This window comes from Marinobacterium marisflavi (genome assembly GCF_982447095.1).
In genome coordinates, this window is the sequence record NZ_OZ457898.1 from 2,972,346 (window position 1) to 2,990,524 (window position 18,179).

The 18,179-nt window shown below is 52.9% G+C and carries 13 protein-coding genes; 1 reads left to right on the top strand and 12 read right to left on the bottom strand.

The genetic code is table 11. The features are described 5' to 3' along the window. Positions 1-25: 25 nt before the first annotated feature. The 9 genes from gltB to pilM all read right to left on the bottom strand — a co-directional run bounded on the left by gltB (position 26) and on the right by pilM (position 12,881). Entirely contained in the window at positions 26-4,480 is a 4,455-nt protein-coding gene (gene gltB / locus AC1WNR_RS14660) for a glutamate synthase large subunit (RefSeq protein ID WP_481645233.1), read from the bottom strand. 183 nt (positions 4,481-4,663) lie between these two features. After that, positions 4,664-6,337: an AAA family ATPase gene (locus AC1WNR_RS14665; protein ID WP_481645234.1), complete on the bottom strand. Its 1,674-nt coding sequence runs from the start codon at positions 6,335-6,337 to the stop codon at positions 4,664-4,666. 6 nt (positions 6,338-6,343) lie between these two features. After that, positions 6,344-7,438 carry a 3-dehydroquinate synthase gene (aroB, locus tag AC1WNR_RS14670; protein WP_481645235.1) on the bottom strand — a complete coding sequence of 365 codons (1,095 nt, stop codon included), beginning with the start codon at positions 7,436-7,438 and terminating at the stop codon, positions 6,344-6,346. Then, positions 7,438-8,013, bottom strand: coding sequence for a shikimate kinase AroK (gene aroK / locus AC1WNR_RS14675; protein ID WP_481645236.1), 576 nt, complete (start codon positions 8,011-8,013; stop codon positions 7,438-7,440). Before aroK ends, aroB begins: the two co-directional genes overlap by 1 nt. Before the next feature lie 17 nt (positions 8,014-8,030). Then, positions 8,031-10,109, bottom strand: a complete 2,079-nt coding sequence (locus tag AC1WNR_RS14680) for a type IV pilus secretin PilQ (protein ID WP_481645237.1) — start codon at positions 10,107-10,109, stop codon at positions 8,031-8,033. Between the two features lie 19 nt (positions 10,110-10,128). Next, entirely contained in the window at positions 10,129-10,677 is a 549-nt protein-coding gene (locus AC1WNR_RS14685; protein WP_481645238.1) for a pilus assembly protein PilP, read from the bottom strand. Next, a complete protein-coding gene (locus tag AC1WNR_RS14690; protein WP_481645239.1) occupies positions 10,661-11,269 on the bottom strand; it encodes a type IV pilus inner membrane component PilO in 609 nt (202 codons plus the stop codon). Before AC1WNR_RS14690 ends, AC1WNR_RS14685 begins: the two co-directional genes overlap by 17 nt. Continuing rightward, the gene (locus tag AC1WNR_RS14695; protein ID WP_481645240.1) at positions 11,266-11,823 is read right to left on the bottom strand and encodes a PilN domain-containing protein; all 558 of its coding nucleotides are present in this window, start codon (positions 11,821-11,823) and stop codon (positions 11,266-11,268) included. Before AC1WNR_RS14695 ends, AC1WNR_RS14690 begins: the two co-directional genes overlap by 4 nt. Then, complete coding sequence (pilM, locus tag AC1WNR_RS14700; RefSeq protein ID WP_481645241.1) at positions 11,820-12,881, bottom strand: type IV pilus assembly protein PilM; 1,062 nt, start codon at positions 12,879-12,881, stop codon at positions 11,820-11,822. Before pilM ends, AC1WNR_RS14695 begins: the two co-directional genes overlap by 4 nt. Positions 12,882-13,032: 151 nt before the next feature. Here pilM and AC1WNR_RS14705 point away from each other — a divergent pair, with 151 nt between their 5' ends. After that, the gene (locus AC1WNR_RS14705) at positions 13,033-15,507 is read left to right on the top strand and encodes a penicillin-binding protein 1A (protein ID WP_481645242.1); all 2,475 of its coding nucleotides are present in this window, start codon (positions 13,033-13,035) and stop codon (positions 15,505-15,507) included. A gap of 83 nt (positions 15,508-15,590) precedes the next feature. Here AC1WNR_RS14705 and AC1WNR_RS14710 read toward each other — a convergent pair whose 3' ends face one another. The 3 genes from AC1WNR_RS14710 to rpmE all read right to left on the bottom strand — a co-directional run bounded on the left by AC1WNR_RS14710 (position 15,591) and on the right by rpmE (position 18,037). Next, positions 15,591-16,838 (bottom strand): malic enzyme-like NAD(P)-binding protein, encoded by a 1,248-nt coding sequence (locus AC1WNR_RS14710; protein ID WP_481645243.1) that lies wholly within the window; start codon positions 16,836-16,838, stop codon positions 15,591-15,593. 183 nt (positions 16,839-17,021) lie between these two features. Beyond that, a complete protein-coding gene (locus AC1WNR_RS14715; protein WP_481645244.1) occupies positions 17,022-17,810 on the bottom strand; it encodes a thermonuclease family protein in 789 nt (262 codons plus the stop codon). Between the two features lie 11 nt (positions 17,811-17,821). Continuing rightward, positions 17,822-18,037, bottom strand: a complete 216-nt coding sequence (gene rpmE / locus AC1WNR_RS14720; RefSeq protein ID WP_481645245.1) for a 50S ribosomal protein L31 — start codon at positions 18,035-18,037, stop codon at positions 17,822-17,824. Between the last annotated feature and the right edge of the window lie 142 nt (positions 18,038-18,179).

An 18,179-nucleotide genomic window follows, 5' to 3' on the forward strand; every position in this document is an offset into this window, starting at 1 on the left:
CAGACTTAAAATTCTTTTATCAGCCTTACTCAGGCGAGCTCGACAGGTTGTTCAGCAGTTGACCTAGGCTTGCAGCCTTAGGTTTAACCAGCCAGAACGAACCGATGTAATCTTCCAGATTATCAACGATCTCCTGACCCCATGGGCTGCCAGTCTCACGTACGAACTCAATAATTACTGAGCGCAGGTGGTTGCGGTACTGCTCCATCGACTCCGTATGAATACGGTGGATATCAACCAGCTCGTGGTTGTACTTGTCGACGAAGGTACGCTCCATGTCCAGCACGTAAGCGAAGCCGCCTGTCATACCCGCGCCAAAGTTGTAGCCGGTAGAACCGAGAACTGTTACCAGACCGCCTGTCATGTATTCACAACAGTGATCGCCAGCGCCCTCTACAACGGCATGTACACCTGAGTTACGCACACCGAAGCGCTCGCCCGCGGTGCCTGCAGCGAAAAGCTTACCGCCAGTCGCTCCATACAGACAGGTGTTACCGATGATTGCTAGATCAGTTGTTTTTAGATCCAGCTCTTTAAACGGCTTAACAACAACCTTACCACCAGCCATGCCTTTACCGACGTAATCGTTAGCATCGCCTTCGAGGATCAGGTTCTGACCGCCTGCGTTCCAAACGCCAAACGACTGACCCGCGTGACCACGGAAGTTAAAGGTGATTGGCTGCTCGGACATACCGAGGTTGCCGTGCTTCTTAGCAATAGCACCTGAAGTACGCGCGCCGATAGAACGGTCACAGTTTGTGATCTCAAGGGTCCACTCACCGCTAGTCGCACCATCAATAGCAGACTGTGCCAGCTCCAGCATGTGGGTATTGAGCGTGCCCTTATCGAACGGCTCATTACGGTCGCGCTGCACGGTGTGCGGGTACTCAGCTGGGATGCCTGCATCACTGATGATTGGTGAAAGATCGAGTGAACGCTGACGCTCAGTGCGACCTTCAATCACCTCAAGCAGATCTACGCGACCCACCAACTCTTCCACTGTGCGTACGCCAAGCTGTGCCATCAGTGCACGACACTCTTCTGCAACGAAGCGGAAATAGTTCTTAACCATCTCAACGGTACCGCGGAAGTGGTCGCTACGCAGACGATCGTTCTGAGTCGCTACACCGGTCGCACAGTTATTGAGGTGACAGATACGCAGGTACTTACAACCCAGCGCTACCATCGGCATAGTACCGAAGCCGAAGCTCTCAGCGCCGAGGATGGCAGCTTTGATAACGTCTAAACCTGTCTTCAAACCACCGTCTGTCTGTAGACGGATCGAACCACGCAGGTGGTTGCCGCGCAGAGACTGGTGAGTATCCGCCAGACCCAGCTCCCATGGGGAACCAGCGTAATGAATCGATGTGATCGGCGATGCCGCCGTACCACCGTCGTAACCTGAAATGGTAATCAGATCTGCATAGGCCTTGGCAACACCACAGGCGATGGTGCCGACACCCGGACGTGAAACCAACTTGACTGATACAAAGGCTTCAGGGTTTACCTGCTTAAGATCGAAGATCAGCTGTGCCAAATCCTCGATCGAGTAGATGTCATGGTGTGGCGGAGGCGAGATCAGTGTCACACCCGGTACCGAGTAACGCAGACGCGCGATCAACGAGTTGACCTTACCACCTGGCAGCTGACCACCTTCGCCCGGCTTCGCACCTTGGGCTACTTTGATCTGCATAACTTCAGCGTTCGCCAGGTACTCTGGGGTTACACCAAAGCGACCTGAAGCGATCTGCTTAATCTTAGAACGCTTGATTGTGCCGTGACGTGCTGGATCCTCACCACCCTCGCCAGAGTTCGAGCGACCACCCAGTTCGTTCATCGCAACAGCCAGTGCCTCATGCGCTTCAGGCGACAGAGCGCCGAGCGACATCGCTGCGGTATCGAAACGTGGGTAGAGCGCTTCTGCCGGCTCAACTTCACTCAGGGCAATCGCATTACCCGATTTCAGTGCCAGCATGTCACGAATTGTCGCAACACCACGCTCGTTAACGAGCTTGGCGTAGCGATCATAGTGTGACTGCTCGCCAGTGCGCACTGCGTCGTGAATCGCCTTAACTACGTCTGGGTTGTACGCGTGGTACTCTTCACCAAACTTGTACTTCAGCAGGCCACCGATCTTCAGTGCTTTGCGTGGGTTGAACGCCAGTTTCGCCAGCGTCTGCTGATCCTTCTCAAAGTGCTCAAACTTCGCACCCTGGATACGACTCATTACACCTTTGAAACAGAGATCAACAATCTCGTTAGAGAGGCCGATCGCTTCAAACAGCTGTGCACCACGGTAAGAGGCGATGGTTGAGATACCCATCTTAGACAGGATCTTAAATAGACCTTTATCGATACCCTTACGGTAGTTCTCGTGGCTCTGTAGTGGCTCTATCGCCAACTCACCGGTACGACAAAGATCAGTCAGTACTCGGTAGGCCAGGTATGGGTAAACAGCCGTGGCACCGAAGCCGAACAACACAGCGAAGTGGTGCGGGTCACGTGCAGTGCCGGTCTCTACGATGATATTGGCATCGGTACGCAGACCGGTATCGATCAGGCGGTGGTGAACTGCACCGGTCGCCATAGCAGCGTGGATAGGCAACTTGCCCTTCTCAATCGCTTTGTCAGATAGGATGATCAGCGCTTTACCGTTGCGAACCGCCGCTTCAGCTTCGTCACAGACAGCCTTAATTGCCTGTTCCAGTGACGCTGCTGCAGGGTCGTAGTTCAACTCAATGACCTGCGGCTCAAAGCCAGCGACATCATTATCGCGAATACGAATAAACTTACTTGCTGAGAGCACCGGCATTGTCAGAACAACACGACGTGCGTGGTCAGCAGTCTCTTCAAAAACGTTCTGCTCGCGACCGAGACAGGTCTCGAGCGACATGACGATCGCTTCACGCAGCGGATCAATTGGCGGGTTGGTTACCTGCGCGAACTGCTGACGGAAGTAGTCGTATGGCGAGCGGATCTGCTCAGATAGCACGGCCATAGGCTTGTCGTCGCCCATAGAGCCAACCGCTTCCATCGCGCTCTCACCGAGTGGACGGATAACCTGATCACGCTCTTCATAAGAGACGTTGAACATCTTCATGTGGGTCTTAACCTCTTCCACTGACATTTCAGGGAAAGATTTAGACTCCTCAGTGAGGTTCATGGTGTTTTCAAGACGTAGAGTGTTCTCTTTCAGCCACTGCTTGTAGGGCTGCGCCTTCTTCAGACGGTTGTCGACATCCTGCGTATGCAGCACATCGCCAGTCTGCGTATCAATCGCCAGAATCTGACCTGGTCCAACTCGGCCTTGAGCAACGATATCGTTCGGCTCGTAGCTGAATACACCTATTTCAGAGGCAGTACAGATCATCCCATCTTTGGTCATTACCCAGCGCGATGGACGCAGGCCGTTTCGGTCAAGCATACAAACAGCGTAACGACCGTCAGTCATTACCATGCCTGCAGGGCCATCCCAAGGCTCCATGTGCATCGAGTTGTACTCGTAGAAGGCGCGCAGTTCAGCGTCCATCGTATCTACGTTCTGCCATGCAGGTGGAATGATCATGCGCACTGCGCGGTAGAGGTCGATACCACCTACCAGCAGAAACTCGATCATGTTATCCATCGATGAGGAGTCAGAACCTGTAGTGTTAACGATTGGCTGCAACTCATCGAGATTTGGAATCAGTGGAGTCTGGAACTTAGACGCACGCGCACGCGCCCAGTTACGGTTGCCCTCAATGGTGTTGATCTCACCGTTGTGCGCGAGGAAGCGGAACGGCTGAGCCAGCGGCCAGCGAGGTGCAGTGTTAGTTGAGAAACGCTGGTGATAGGTCACTACCGCGGTCTCAAGGTTCTCGTCTGCCAGATCCTTGTAGAATACGGGTAGATCCACCGGCATCATCAGGCCTTTGTAGCTGATAACACGCTCTGACAGAGAACAGATGTAGAAGTCTGGATCGGCGTTCATGGCGATCTCAGCTTTACGACGCGCGACAAACAGCGCCACCGCCAGCTCGCGCTCGCTCATCTCACCAACGTTAACCAGAACCTGCTCAATCTGCGGCAGTGTCTCTTTTGCGATCGGACCCAGACACTCGGTATCAGTTGGCACTACACGCCAGCCGGCAACTTCCAGACCCTGTGCAGCTAGTTCAGTGTTCATTGCGTTGCGCGCTTGGTCAGCCAGTTCAGCACTCTGCGATAGGAATACCATACCCACAGCAAAGTTATCCGCCAGCTCAACGCCCAGCTCTGCTTTTGCAGCAGCACGCATAAAACCGCGCGGCATCTGCATCAGCAGACCACAGCCATCACCCGTTTTACCGTCGGCAGCGATACCACCGCGGTGTGTCATACATGCCAGAGCTTCAATCGCTTTGGTCAGCACTCCATGACTGGCTTCGCCTTGCATGTGGGCCATAAGACCAAAGCCACAGTTGTCCTTAAACTCATCCGCGCGATACAGACCGTTGCTCATACGCCAAATTCCAAATAAAAACTTTAATTAAATCAGCTAGTTATGCAGCTGAAACAGCTCGCTCAATGCACTCAGCAGAGCGAGAGGGCCGCTAATTTTACACGTGAAGCGCGTCAGCTACAAATCGAGCCAAGTGGCTAAGCCAAAGTGGGACAAGGACTTAGAGTTAACTGACGGAGGGAATTACGGGTTCAGAGCGCTATTAAGTTCACTCTTCAGACCCGTAACAGAGCGTATCCAGGGTTTAAGCCGCTGTAACTCAACCGGAAGTTTGGAAATAGCCTGATTTGCCGCCGCACGACTGGGGTAGTGTCCGGTTACGACAGTGAACCGTGGTGACCCTTTGTAGGGGTAGCTAAGTTTAAGCATCGGTGTGGCCGAACCATAGCGAGCGATCAGTTTATCGGCCGTCTGCTCCTCGCGTGCAGCCAATAACTGTACTGTTAGATCCGTGGCTGACCACCCGAGGACTGTTTCGATGTCTGCACTAAAGCGGCTGGTCGTCTGCTCGGAGCTAATCGTCTGCGCAGAGCGCGGAGCTGGTGTTGCAGGGATAGCGGGCTGAGGCTCAGCGCTCGTACCTTGCGCCAGCTGAGTCGGCTGCGGTTCCGGTTCTGGCTCCTTATCAGCTTGGACTGAGATCGCAACTTCCGCAGCTGTGCCAGAACTCGCCACCGTTGAGTCCGCTTCCAACTCCGCTCCCGGGGGTAGCTGACTCACGTCAACCGTCTGTTGATCCGGCGCAGTAGGTGTTAATTCCTCAACCACGGGAGCGGGTGTTTGCGGCTGCGTCGTTTCGGGAGCTATCTCTGACTGTGAATCAGCGACACTGACCGGCGTGGGTTCTGGCGCGGGCGTGATCTCTTTCACCACCTCAGTAGGTTCGGACTCTGCCACAGCATCCCGCTCTTGAGAGGTCAGGTCTGCAACTTCAGCCAGTCGCTGCTCTTGCTCCTCTAGACGCTTCGACAGCTCGGAACGCGCAGCCACCAGCTCGGGTTCCGACTGTTTGGCCGCTTGCACAACTTGTGGGATGGGAATTTCCAGCGGTGTAGTAACCGCCGGCTCAACTGTTGCACTGGGAGAGTAGAGGTAACCGATAGCGCCTGCCGTAGTAGCTAACACCAACAGAATACCGGCCCAGTACCATCGATTGCTTACCGCGCCTTTGACCCCAGCTCGGGCAGGTTCCTTATCCAACAGCTTGGCTAAGGCTGACTTCAACAGATCAGGCCGTCCCTGACTATCTAGCAGCAGACGTCGATATTCAGCGTCCTTAAACTGACGTCCATCTAGCAGGTGCGCATCGACAAAGGCGCGCGCCTCTTCAGCCGTGTAGGGCTGCAGATGTTCAACATGCAATGAACCCTCAACTAGACGATTAAACTCGCGTTCAAAGAAACGTTGTTCAAACTCAGGCAAGCCGGCCAACAGCACACGTGGCGCGGCACTATCAATCTTGGAGAAGTTAAGCAGCAGTTCAAGCGCGTTATCGGAGAGATAATCAGCATCATCTACGCAGATGTGCAGACGCTGGTCCAACTGCTCTAGCTCACGAGCATAAGCGTGTAGCGCTGTCAGTCTTGCTCGGTTGTTGGGTTCGCAACTGATTCCCGACAACGCAATTAGCGCCTGCAAAAGGTGCGTAACGTCGAAAGCGGTTTCCAAAGACAGATGGACCCAGTTCGGCTGCATCGGACTCTGTTCGGGCTTCAATTGTGCCAGCAGATGGGAGCGACCCAACCCTTGCTCGGCAACCAACAGCATCACCAAATCAGAAAAACTCAGCAGATGCTCCAGGCGTGCTCTCTGCAACTGGCGCGATTCGGGCTCAAAATGGATATTTGGCACCCGCATCAAAATCTACTCCGCCACGGCTTCAGGCGCGTAGTGCTGCTCAAGGGTCTGCTGCAGCAGTGCAGAGTCAAAACTATCAGTGACTACAGCCTTCCCAAGCTGCTCTAGCAGCACCAGGCGTATGCGACCATCCAGCACCTTCTTATCCACCGACATCAACTCCAGGAAGCGCTGAGGCTCCATACTTGAGGGCGGCTCAGTCGGAAGGTGCGCAGCCTTAAGGATCGCTTGAGTGCGCGCCAGATCGGCATTGCTGAGCCAGCCAAGTCGGTGTGACAGATCTGCAGCCATCTGCATGCCCGCGCCTACTGCTTCACCGTGCAGCCAAGTACCGTAGCCCTGATCGGTCTCAATGGCGTGGCCAAAGGTGTGCCCCAGATTGAGAATCGCACGGATGCTGCCTTCACGCTCGTCCTGCGCGACCACTTCAGCTTTAATTTCGCAGGAGCGGTAGATCGCCTGGGCGAGAGCTTTAGGTTCTAAATTATTGAGCTGTTCGATATTAGCTTCGATCCAGGTCAGGAAAGCCTCATCGTAGATCAGACCATACTTGATAACTTCAGCCAGACCCGCCGCAAGCTCACGCGGAGGGAGTGACCGGAGTATTTTAGTGTCGGCCAAGACAGCTTTGGGCTGGTAGAAAGCGCCAATCATGTTTTTACCCAGCGGATGATTCACACCTGTCTTGCCACCGACAGACGAATCTACTTGGGATAAAAGCGTCGTTGGAATCTGGATAAAATCAACACCACGCTGATAGCTCGCCGCTGCAAATCCGGTCATATCCCCCACAACGCCACCGCCTAACGCGATCAACGTCGTTGTACGGTTGTGCTTCATTCTTAGGAGGGCATCAAAGATGGAGTTGAGGTGCTCGAGCGTTTTAAACGACTCGCCGTCGGGCAAAATCACCTCATCGACCTGCAGATCGGGCAACTGTTGCTTCAACTCATCGAGGTAGAGCGGCGCGATCGTCTCATTCGTCACGATCATTACCTGCTTACCTTTTATTAGGCCTTGCAGGTCAACGGCCTGAAAAAGATTTTCACCTACAAATATCGGGTAGCTGCGCTCACCCAGCTCAACACGTAGTTGGCGCATCAATGCTGCTCCATTCTGGACTGGCCTGGGGAAGACTCTGTTGGACCAGCTTCACCCGATCCCAAAATACGATTTTTCTTGAGCGCTTTAACGATCTCGCCAATGACGGCACGCGGGTGGCGACGGTCTGTACGCAAGATGAAATCTGCAGTCTGACGGTAGAGTGGGTCGCGCACGCGAATTAACTCTTCTAAACGTTCACGGGGATTCGCGGTTTGAAGCAGGGGGCGATTTTTATCACGTGAAGTACGCTCAACCTGCTGATCGACGCTGGCGTGCAGATAGACAACAAAACCACGCTCACGCAGTCTCTGCCGATTATTCTCACGCAAAACAACCCCCCCCCCTGTCGCGAGTACGATATTGTCCTGCTCGGAAACCTGATCAATCACGTTCTCTTCCCGATCGCGAAAGCCATCCTCGCCCTCGACGTCAAAGATCCAGGGGATATTCGCCCCGGCACGCTCCTCGATCACTTTATCGGAGTCGATAAACTCAAGTTTTAACTCATTAGAAAGCAAACGCCCTATGGTGCTCTTTCCAGATCCCATAGGGCCGATTAGAAATATCTTCAAAAACGACCAACTCTTTACTACCGAGAGGTCAGCGCCTCACGAATCAGTTTCGGGGTGATGAAGATTAGGAGTTCATTTTTCTCTTCCTGTGTCTGCTTGCTTCTAAAAGCAGCACCAACAACAGGGAGATCACCAAGTAATGGCACTTTCTCAACCCCTTCCGTAGCTTCTGTACGGAAAACCCCACCTAGCACTATGGTATCACCATCATTAACCACAACCGAAGTATTCAGTTGGTTGGTGTTGATGGATATCTCACCGTTCGCCAATGTGCGGCCAATACTATCCTGATTTATCGCCAAGTCCATAGCAATTCGATCACCTGGATTGAGCTGTGGAGTTACGTTGAGCGTCAGCGCAACATCCTTGAAAGCTGTACTAGTGCTGCCATCTTCGACCGTCTGATACGGAATCTGCTGACCGGAAGTAATATTGGCAGCCTTACCGTTTGTCGTGATGATTTTTGGCTGTGAGATTACTTCACCGCTACCGGTACTCTCGAGAGCAGACAACTCGGCACCAAGGAGCAGAGAGTTCTTAAGAAAACCTACCGCAATCGTCGGCCCTGCAACGCCAAAGTCGACATTTAGCCCCGTATCTATTCCGATCGCATCCGTCGCATTTGCTCCGATGGTTAACTGCCCACCGTCAAGAGCAGAGGTGGTTTTTGAGAGCCCCCACTTGATGCCTAGGTTTTTCGCAAAGCTTGAGGATGCGGTAACAATTCGCGCTTCAACCATAATTTGAGCTACTTCCACATCAAAACGATTCAGAGTCCGACGAATCTCCTCGATCGAAGCACCTGTCTCACGCACCATCAATATATTGGTCTGGTCATCAGCAAGTAGGAAACCTCTTTCACTTATGAGATTTGCTTGCTCAAGATAGGTTTTCATTTCCGATGCTCTGCGGAAGTTAATTTGCACATACTCAGTGAGCAGCGGAGCTAAATTCTTAACCTGCTCCTGCGCCTCTAGCTCCTGACGCTCGCGCTCAGCGATTTGCGCTGCACCACCGACCAGCATCACGTTGCCGACAATGCGTTTATCCAAACCGTTGGTCTGCAAAATGATATCCAGAGCCTGGTCCCAAGGAACGTTCTTCAAACGCAGAGTAATGTTACCGCCAACCTCATCACCAACAACGAGGTTCTTCTCGGCCACTTCAGCGATGATCTGCAGTACTGAACGCAGCTCAACATTCTGGAAGTTAAGGTCGATCTCTTCACCTGAGTAGGGGAACAGATCCGCCTTGCGATCAGCAAGTTGCTGGTCAGTCATCGGTTTAAAGTCCAGTACCAACTGCTTGCCAGTCTGGTAAGCCATGTAGTCATAAGGCTCAGCAGAAGGTTTGATCAGAATTGCTGTGTTGCGGCCCGCAGCCATTGAATCGATAAACATGATGGGCGTAGCGAAAGCCTGCACATCGGTACGATTCTCAAGGCTTTTAGCGAGTGATGCCCCAAGAAGGTTCACAACGATATTATTGCCCTCTTCGATGATATCCAAGCCCGCCTCATCGTCGCTCATTGTAATAACAACGCGGCCTGTACCACCATCAATGCGTTCGAAGTCAATTGACTGAACTTGGGTCTGGTCTGATGCCACAGAAGATGTCTGAGCTGCTGGGTTCGAACGATCAGCCGGTGCTGCCTGAGCAACAGAGCCCGTGCCCATGCGGGCGTCACCCAACTGAATGAAGAGATTGTTGCCTTCCGCCGAGGTCGTGTAGCTTGCCGCCTCAGTTAGGTTGGCAACCACTCGCAGTCGCCCCTGAGCCTCCGCGAAATTAAGCGTTGAAACCACACCCGACTCGACTGACAAGGAGCGCTGAGCCTGCTCATTCGAAACACCAAAGAAGTCCAGCACTAGACGCGGTGGCGACTCAATCATGTAGACCTTGGGCGCTGGAGGCGGCGCATCGAAGCTGAAGCGAATCTCGGTTTTCTGACCTGGCAGTGCTACAAAGCTAGTATCTTTGAGTACTGAATCCGCTGCCTGCGCACCCAGCGCCACACCTGCGGAAACTGCCAGAACCAACCAGCGGCCAAAGCGACCTAAGCGGCCACGCGCTGATTTCTGGTTTTGGGGGTTCATCTTGCTATGCATCCTTAAATCACTCCAATTCCGGCAGGGCCACTGTGCGAGGGCGCTTCATCCATCCACCACGCCCGTTGGAGACTATCTCCTCCAACTGCATTGATCTCTCGTCGATCGCCATAACTACACCATAGTCCAGCCCCATGTGGTTGCCTACTACCACCTGGTGGACTTCACCATTTGTATCTCTAATCAACGAGATCAATTCACCATCTTCCAGCGCGGTAATGGTGCCCACCATAACCAGCTGATCAACAGGAAACTCCTCGAGATACTCTTTAATGCGCCCATCGTCAGGCTGGAGTTCAGTCTGACCGTCTTGCGGGATAGTTTGTTCCTCGGTGAGCATTACCAGAGGCACAAACGGATCACGTAGACTCGAGCCTTCATACACGAAACTCTCGTAGGGTTTAAATTCTGGCAGAGGCTCTATCTTGCCACCAGGCTGGGCAGCCTTGTCGGCAACGAACTGTCTAAGGTCGGTGTTGTCCTCTACCCAGATACAGCCTTGCATCATCAGGGTCAAAGCCACCGCCACCGAAATCTTGCTATTCAGTATCGTCATAACGGTAAGTCTTCGCGCTGATATTCATTGAAAGCATGTTGCCGCCCGCCGGACGGATCGAGTAGTCATGCAGGGTAACGATACGCTTGATCGCCGCCACGCCACTGACAAACTCACCCATCTGGTGGTAGGTACCACGCACTTGGATATTAATTGGCAATTCAACATAGAACTGCGCCTTCTTCTCTGGCTGCAGCGCAATTGAATCGATATCTAAACCGGAGTTTTTACCAATAGCACTGATATCTTCTAGCAGCCCGGGAACCTCTTTATCGGTCGGCAACTGTCGCAGCAGTTCGGCGAAGCGCAACTCAACGTCAGCCATCTGTTTGCGTAGCGCATCCAGCGAAGCTACCTGAAAGGCTTTGGATTCATATTGCTGCTTGAGATCTGTCTCTTTGGCAATTTCGCGCTCAAGCAGCTTATGTTTGTCCATCACCATGTAATAGACACCACCACCAACAAGAATGCCAAACACCAGAATGTAACAGATCACTTTGACACCGACCGGCCAAGACCAGGCGGTATTGAAGTCAGCGTTATTGATATCGAAACCGCGGAAGGCGTTTTTAAAGCCTGTTATCATACTCATTGGTCCGCCTCCTCAGCTTTTGGCTTTGTAAGCGGCACACGCAGGTTAAAGCTGCGCTGCGTGTTTTGAGCGTTAACTCGCGACAGATTAGGCTCGCCAAACCAGATCGAAGAGTTGAGGTTACGCATCAACTCAGAGACGTCCTCGTTCACTGCAGCCAAGCCATCAACGTTGATCGCCTCTCCGGTACGCGTTAACGACGAGTAGTGAATGCCATCTGGCAAAACCCGCACCATCTCATCAAAGTTACGCACGATAATTGGGCGGTTACCCTGCAGCTCTTGGATCGCGTTCAGACGCTCTAGTAGACGTTCACGTTGGCGTTTAAGCTCGCGAATCTCCTCAAGCTTCTTGTCTAACTTGGCGATCTCTTGTGTCAGATAGTTATTGCGCGCACGCTGGCGATCAGTTTGAAAATCGTAGAAGTAGATAATGCCGTAGACCGTCAGTGCACCCAGCAAGGCGGCCATTACCAGATTGGTAACGAAGCTTTTCTGCAACCTAGCGTTGCGCTCCTCGCGCCAGGGGCGAAGGTTAATCTGTGTCACGCTCATCCCTGTTTCTCCAGACTACGTAGCGCCATACCCACCGCTTTAACCAGCGTTGGAGCGTCCACTTCCAATTTCACAGGATTGATCTTCGAGGCTACCTTCATACCGGCGCAGGGGTTAGCAATCAGTGTCTCCACACCAATCTCACCACCAACAATCGAATCGAGGTCCTCAATACCGGCAACCCCTCCGCAGAGGTATACCCGGTCTAACTGATTACGAGAGCCTGACGAGTAGTAGAACTGCAAAGCGCGAGAAACTTGCTGTGCAACAGCCGTGGCAAAAGGCTGCACCAGCATCTCTTCGATCTCATCCGAGATCTCACGCATGCGCAGCTGCTTCTCAACCTCTGCGACCTCGATACCGTATTGCTGCTGTATGGTATTGCTAAGCTCATTTCCACCGAAGGCCTGCTCACGGTTGTATATCACTTTGCCTTCACGCAGCACGTTGAGCGTCAACGTTGAGGCGCCAAGATCGACAACACCGACGGTACCCGGCTCAGCATCGCGATCTAGCCAAGGCAAGACCCGCTCCATCACGTAGGTATCAACGTCGACGACTTCACACTTGAGGCCGGCACTATCGAGCGCATCCTCGCGGTTAGCCACATCGTCTCGGCGACAAGCCACCAGCAGTATTTCATTCAGTGCGTTGTTGCCCTGCACTGGGCCAACAACCTGAAAATCGAGCGCAACTTCATCCAGTGCATAGGGGACGAATTGATCGGCCTCGACTCGAACCTGCTCCTCCAGCTCCATACCAATAAAGGCATCACTGATCTGCAGGTCTTTTGTAATTACGGCGGACGAAGGCACAGAGGTGATCGCTAATTTGGACTTAGCCCCACTGATCTTTAAGCCCCTCTCGATGGCTTCGGCAACCACATCCGGTTCCTGGACATTTCCGTCAACAACCGCAGTAGCGGGCAACGAAACGATAGCATAGGCGGTCAATTCGACCCCTTTACCAGCAGCGCTTACAGCGGCAAGCTTCACGGCTGATGACCCTATGTCTACACCAATCCAGCCAGCATTCTTAGTTCCAAACAGGCTGACCACAGAAGATTCCTTTTACTCAAACAGTTCTTTGTAGCGGCGACAAACCTCTTTTTACGGGAGGAATCGCATAAAACTCTGATTTGAGTGTAGACCCTTTTCGCATGGTCTATATAATTTGATGCAACAAAATTTCGATTAAGTGAAGGTTTCGATGGGTTTTCTGAGAAAACTAGTTAAGTGGCTGTTTGGGCTAGCACTGTTTGGTGTGGCCTGTGCAGCCATTGCAGCAGGTGGAATCTACTACTACTTCAGCCCCCAGTTACCCGATATTGAAACACTACGCGAAGTCCGTTTTCAGACACCTCTACGTGTCTACACTGCTGATGAGAAGCTGATTGCTGAATTTGGCGAGAAACGCCGTACACCGATCGATTTCGACGCCATTCCTCAACGTTTTGTTCAAGCGCTGCAAGCTGCAGAAGATGCTCGCTTTTTCGAACATCAAGGGATCGATATACGCGGCTTAGTACGTGCGGCCTACCAGCTCGGTACCAGCGGTCAGATACAGAGCGGTGGTTCGACAATCACCATGCAGGTAGCGAAAAACTTCTTCCTCACACGAGAGCGAACGTTCGAGCGTAAGTTCATCGAGATCTTACTGGCTCTACAGATCGAGAGAGAACTCACCAAAGAGGAGATCCTCGAGCTATACGTTAACAAGATCTACCTTGGCCACCGCTCATACGGCATCCAGGCAGCCGCTCGTGTTTACTACGGCACAAGTATTGATCAACTGTCGCTGGCACAGCTAGCGATGATCGCCGGTCTACCTAAAGCGCCCTCTGCATACAACCCGATAACCAATCCTACACGTGCTGTTGAGCGCCGCAACTGGATTGTGGGTCGCATGCTCAGCTTGGGCTACATCGATCAGATTGCTCATGATGAAGCTGTTGCTGAACCGGTGACCGCACGCTACTACGGTGCGGACATCGAAGTTGCAGCGCCGTACGTGGCTGAGATGGTTCGCAGCCAACTTTACGAAACCTATGGTGATGACCTCTACACCGAAGGACTGAGCGTCTACACAACCATCGATAGCACCTCACAGGAGAGTGCCGACGCAGCGCTGCGTTTTGGCTTACTCGCCTACACGGAGCGCCATGGTTACCGTGGCCCGGAGCAGCACTTCGACATTAACGCGCTAAGCGAAGAGACTTTGCAGAGTAAGCTTGAATCTATTCCTGCCTACGGGGGGCTCACCCCTGCTCTCGTCACCGCAGTAGGCGAACAGAGCGCGGAGATCCTACTGAAAGATGGCACCAGCCAAACTCTAAGCTGGGGCGGTATAAAGTGGGCGCGCGCATTCAAAACTGTCAACGCGATGGGCCCTGAACCAGAGCGCGCCAGCGATGTACTTGAAGCGGGCGACCTAATTCGCGTTCGCGACACTGACGATGGACTGCGACTGTCGCAAATTCCTGAAGTACAGGGCGCCTTCATTGCACTCAATCCAGAGAACGGCGCAATTCAGTCCCTCACAGGCGGCTTCAGCTTTTACATCAACAAATTTAACCGTGCGCTGCAGGCCTATCGCCAACCTGGCTCTAACATCAAACCCCTGCTTTACACCTACGCGCTGAGCCAGGGCTACACCCCAGCTAGCGTTATCAACGATGCGCCAGTGGTGATTAATGATGTCAGCCTCGAGGGTGACTGGCGTCCAGAAAATGACAATGGCCGCTTCGGCGGGCCCACGCGCTTACGTGAAGCGCTTTACCGTTCGCGCAACCTAATCTCTATCCGCCTGATGCGCGCACTCGGTATTGAGTCGATGCGGGAGTTTGTGCTGCAGTTTGGCTTTGAACCCGCCAAACTGCCTGCAAACTTATCGCTCTCACTCGGCAGTGCGGACGCCACCCCAATTCAGGTCGCGACTGCTTATGCGATTTTGGCAAATGGTGGTTTTCAGATCGAGCCCTTCTTTATCGACCGTATCGTCAATCCAGCCGGAGAAGAGCTCTTCAAGGCAAATCCAAAAATTGCTTGCGCCTACTGCCCTGAGCGCCAACAAGCTGACATGATCGCTGCTGAAGCCGCTGAGCTTGCCGCAGCCGCAGAGGCAGCAGGCACACCCACAGCAGAGGTCACTGCTGTAGAGAGCGAAACTGAGTTGCTGACAATGGACGGTCGCCCTCTAGCCAAACGTCTGTTGGACGAACGCACGGCTTACATCATTCACCATATGATGCGTGATGTGGTTAAAAAGGGTACGGGGCGTCGAGCATTGGTTCTTGAGCGCACAGACCTCGGCGGCAAAACCGGCACCACCAATGATCAAAAAGATGCCTGGTTCTCTGGCTTCAATACCGCACTCAGCGCAACCGCGTGGGTTGGCTTTGACCAACCGGAGACGCTGGGTCGTCGTGAATTCGGTAGCACCGCGGCTCTGCCAGTATGGATTGAATTTATGCGCGATGCTCTGAGAGACGTGCCGGAGTCACTTCCAATTGAACCCGCTGGAATTGCCACCGCACTGGTGGATCCGGAAACGGGCCTACTGGCCTACCCCGGGCAGGAGAATGCGATTCTGGAGGTCTTCAAAGAGGAAGATTTGCCAACAAAGAGCGCACCAATGCCGGGCCAGCAACAGAACACGCCAACAACCGAAGAGTTATTCCGTTAACTGCCAAGAGTTAAGAGCCCACTTCGTATTAGCAGACACAAAAAAACCGCGACAGAATCGCGGTTTTTTACTTTCTGAGTTGGTTAGCTCAGTGGGTAGTCAGCAGGCATCTCTTTGGCAGCAACACCTGAGTCGATTGCAGCTTTAGCCACCGCGTAAGAGATCGCGCCAAGCAGACGAGAGTCGGTCGCTTTTGGCAGGATGTAGTCTCGACCGAACTCCAGGCTATCCAGACCGTAAGCATCCAACACTTCCTGAGTCACTGGTTGTTTCGCAAGCTCTGCCAGAGCAAGTACCGCAGCAGCCTTCATCTCTTCGTTGATCGCAGTCGCACGTACATCGAGTGCACCACGGAAGATGAATGGGAAGCCCAGAACATTGTTAACCTGGTTAGGGTAGTCGGAACGGCCTGTCGCCATGATCACATCATCACGAGTTGCACGCGCCAGCTCAGGCTTGATCTCAGGATCTGGGTTAGCGCAAGCAAATACCACCGGGCTTGCAGCCATCTTCGCTAGGTTCTCCGCAGAGAGCAGATCTGGGCCAGACAGACCGAGGAATACGTCCGCACCGTCAATCGCGTCTTCAAGGGTGCGCTTGTCGGTCTCAGTTGCGAAGATCGCTTTCTCAGGAGTCAGATCATCACGACCTGAGTGGATCACACCCTTGCGGTCGAGCATGTAAATGTTCTCGTTACGAGCGCCCATGTTGATCAGCAGTTTCATACAAGCGCTTGCCGCCGCACCAGCACCCAGACACACGATGCTCGCATCTTCTAGCTTCTTACCAGCCAGTTCCAGCGCGTTGATCATGCCTGCAGCGGTTACGATCGCAGTACCGTGCTGGTCATCATGGAATACAGGGATGTTACAGCGCTCGATCAGAGTGCGTTCAATCTCAAAGCACTCAGGCGCCTTGATATCTTCAAGGTTGATACCCCCGAAGGTGTCCGCGATGCGTGCAACCGTATCGATGAATGCCTGTGGGCTCTCAGCGTTCACTTCGATATCGATAGAGTCGATATTTGCGAAACGTTTGAACAGCAGTGCTTTACCTTCCATAACAGGCTTAGAAGCCAGCGGACCGAGGTTACCAAGACCAAGGATTGCGGAGCCGTCTGAAATAACAGCGACAAGGTTGCCCTTTGAGGTGTAACGGTATGCATTTTCAGGATCTTTTGCGATCTCACGAACCGGTTCAGCAACGCCTGGAGAGTATGCCAAAGACAGATCACGTGAAGTTTGAGCAGAAGTAGATAGCTCTACGCTGATTTTACCTGGGCGCGGAAATTCATGGTAATCCAGCGCGGCCTGTTTCATATCCTGAGACATTTCTCGTTCCTAGAATTAGTGTGGTTATAGCGATTTAGGCCGCCAAACACGGCAAGGCTCTAAATCTAGTTATATCGGTCGTCCGCGAATGATATAGAAAAGCGCCTGCCGGAAAAACCCCGTTTCGACTAACGGATCGCATTTTCTCACAATGCGAAATGAGATCCCCGACAAAAATGACGGCTATTTATCTCGAGCCTCTATGAAACTCAAGTGCCACTGGGAGCCGAGAGGTAAAAGAAAACCTTTATATCTAGATCCCGCCTTGAGTTTGGCGCGCCGATCAATCACCCACCCGCGAGCTTCAACCTTACGGCCTAGCGCTTTGCCAAAGCTAACGATCTCTTTTGGACTGAAATGTTTTCGGGTCAGGCGAAGTGCCAGGTGATCATCAAGTTCGAGATAGATATATTTTTGCGTCGCATCAATTCGCGTCACCTCACCTTGTACAACCGCAAAACCACCACGATTGAGTTCGCCTGCAGGCCTAACGGGGTTTGCCCAAACACCGAGCTGCATTGCGCGCGCTCGGCTCTCTGCAGCCATGAGGCAGTCTGCCTGACTGGTATTGGGCTCGATGACGACAGCCCAGCCTAAACCACGTTCGAGTAGCGCTTGAGCTGCATTGCGACCATCTAGCACCAAGTGGGCAAGCAGTCTCTTATAGCGATCTTCGGCCTCAGTACCTAAAACGACTTTAGCCTCGGCACCTCGAGAAAGTGCCTGCAAAAGCTGCTGCGCCTCCTTTGCATAGGGTTCCGGGTTACCGGTGCGTGGGTTCAACTCCGGAGTGTTAATGCCTAACAGACGTACCGAACGACCATTAGAGAGACGGACCGTATCGCCGTCGACCACCTTACTGATCGCAACCTGCTCCAGACCACTATTGGGGACACAGGCAGCAAAAACCGAATTGGCTGAAACCCAGGCAACAAAAAAGGCACTCGAAAGTGCCTTTTTTAGTTTCAACATGAATGCAGCTCTTACTTCTTCAGGCTGCGAGCGCCAAAGCGCTTGTTGAAGCGGTCAACTCGACCACCAGTAGTCGCTTCTTTCTGCTTACCAGTGTAGAACGGGTGGCACTGGCTGCATACGTCGACCAGCATATCGTCCGCCATAGTTGAACGGTGAGCCATAACGTTGCCGCAAGAGCAGGTGATTTTTACTTCGTTGTACTGCGGGTGGATACCAGCTTTCATGGTGTAAACCTCTTTTTGTATGCACCGCCACCTGAGACCAACGGGTTCAGGCACCGTACATGGGCGTTAATTACGCCGTTAATGTCGAGGCGCGGATTATACGCATAGTGTTTTCAGACAACAATCCCTTTTTTGAGCGTTT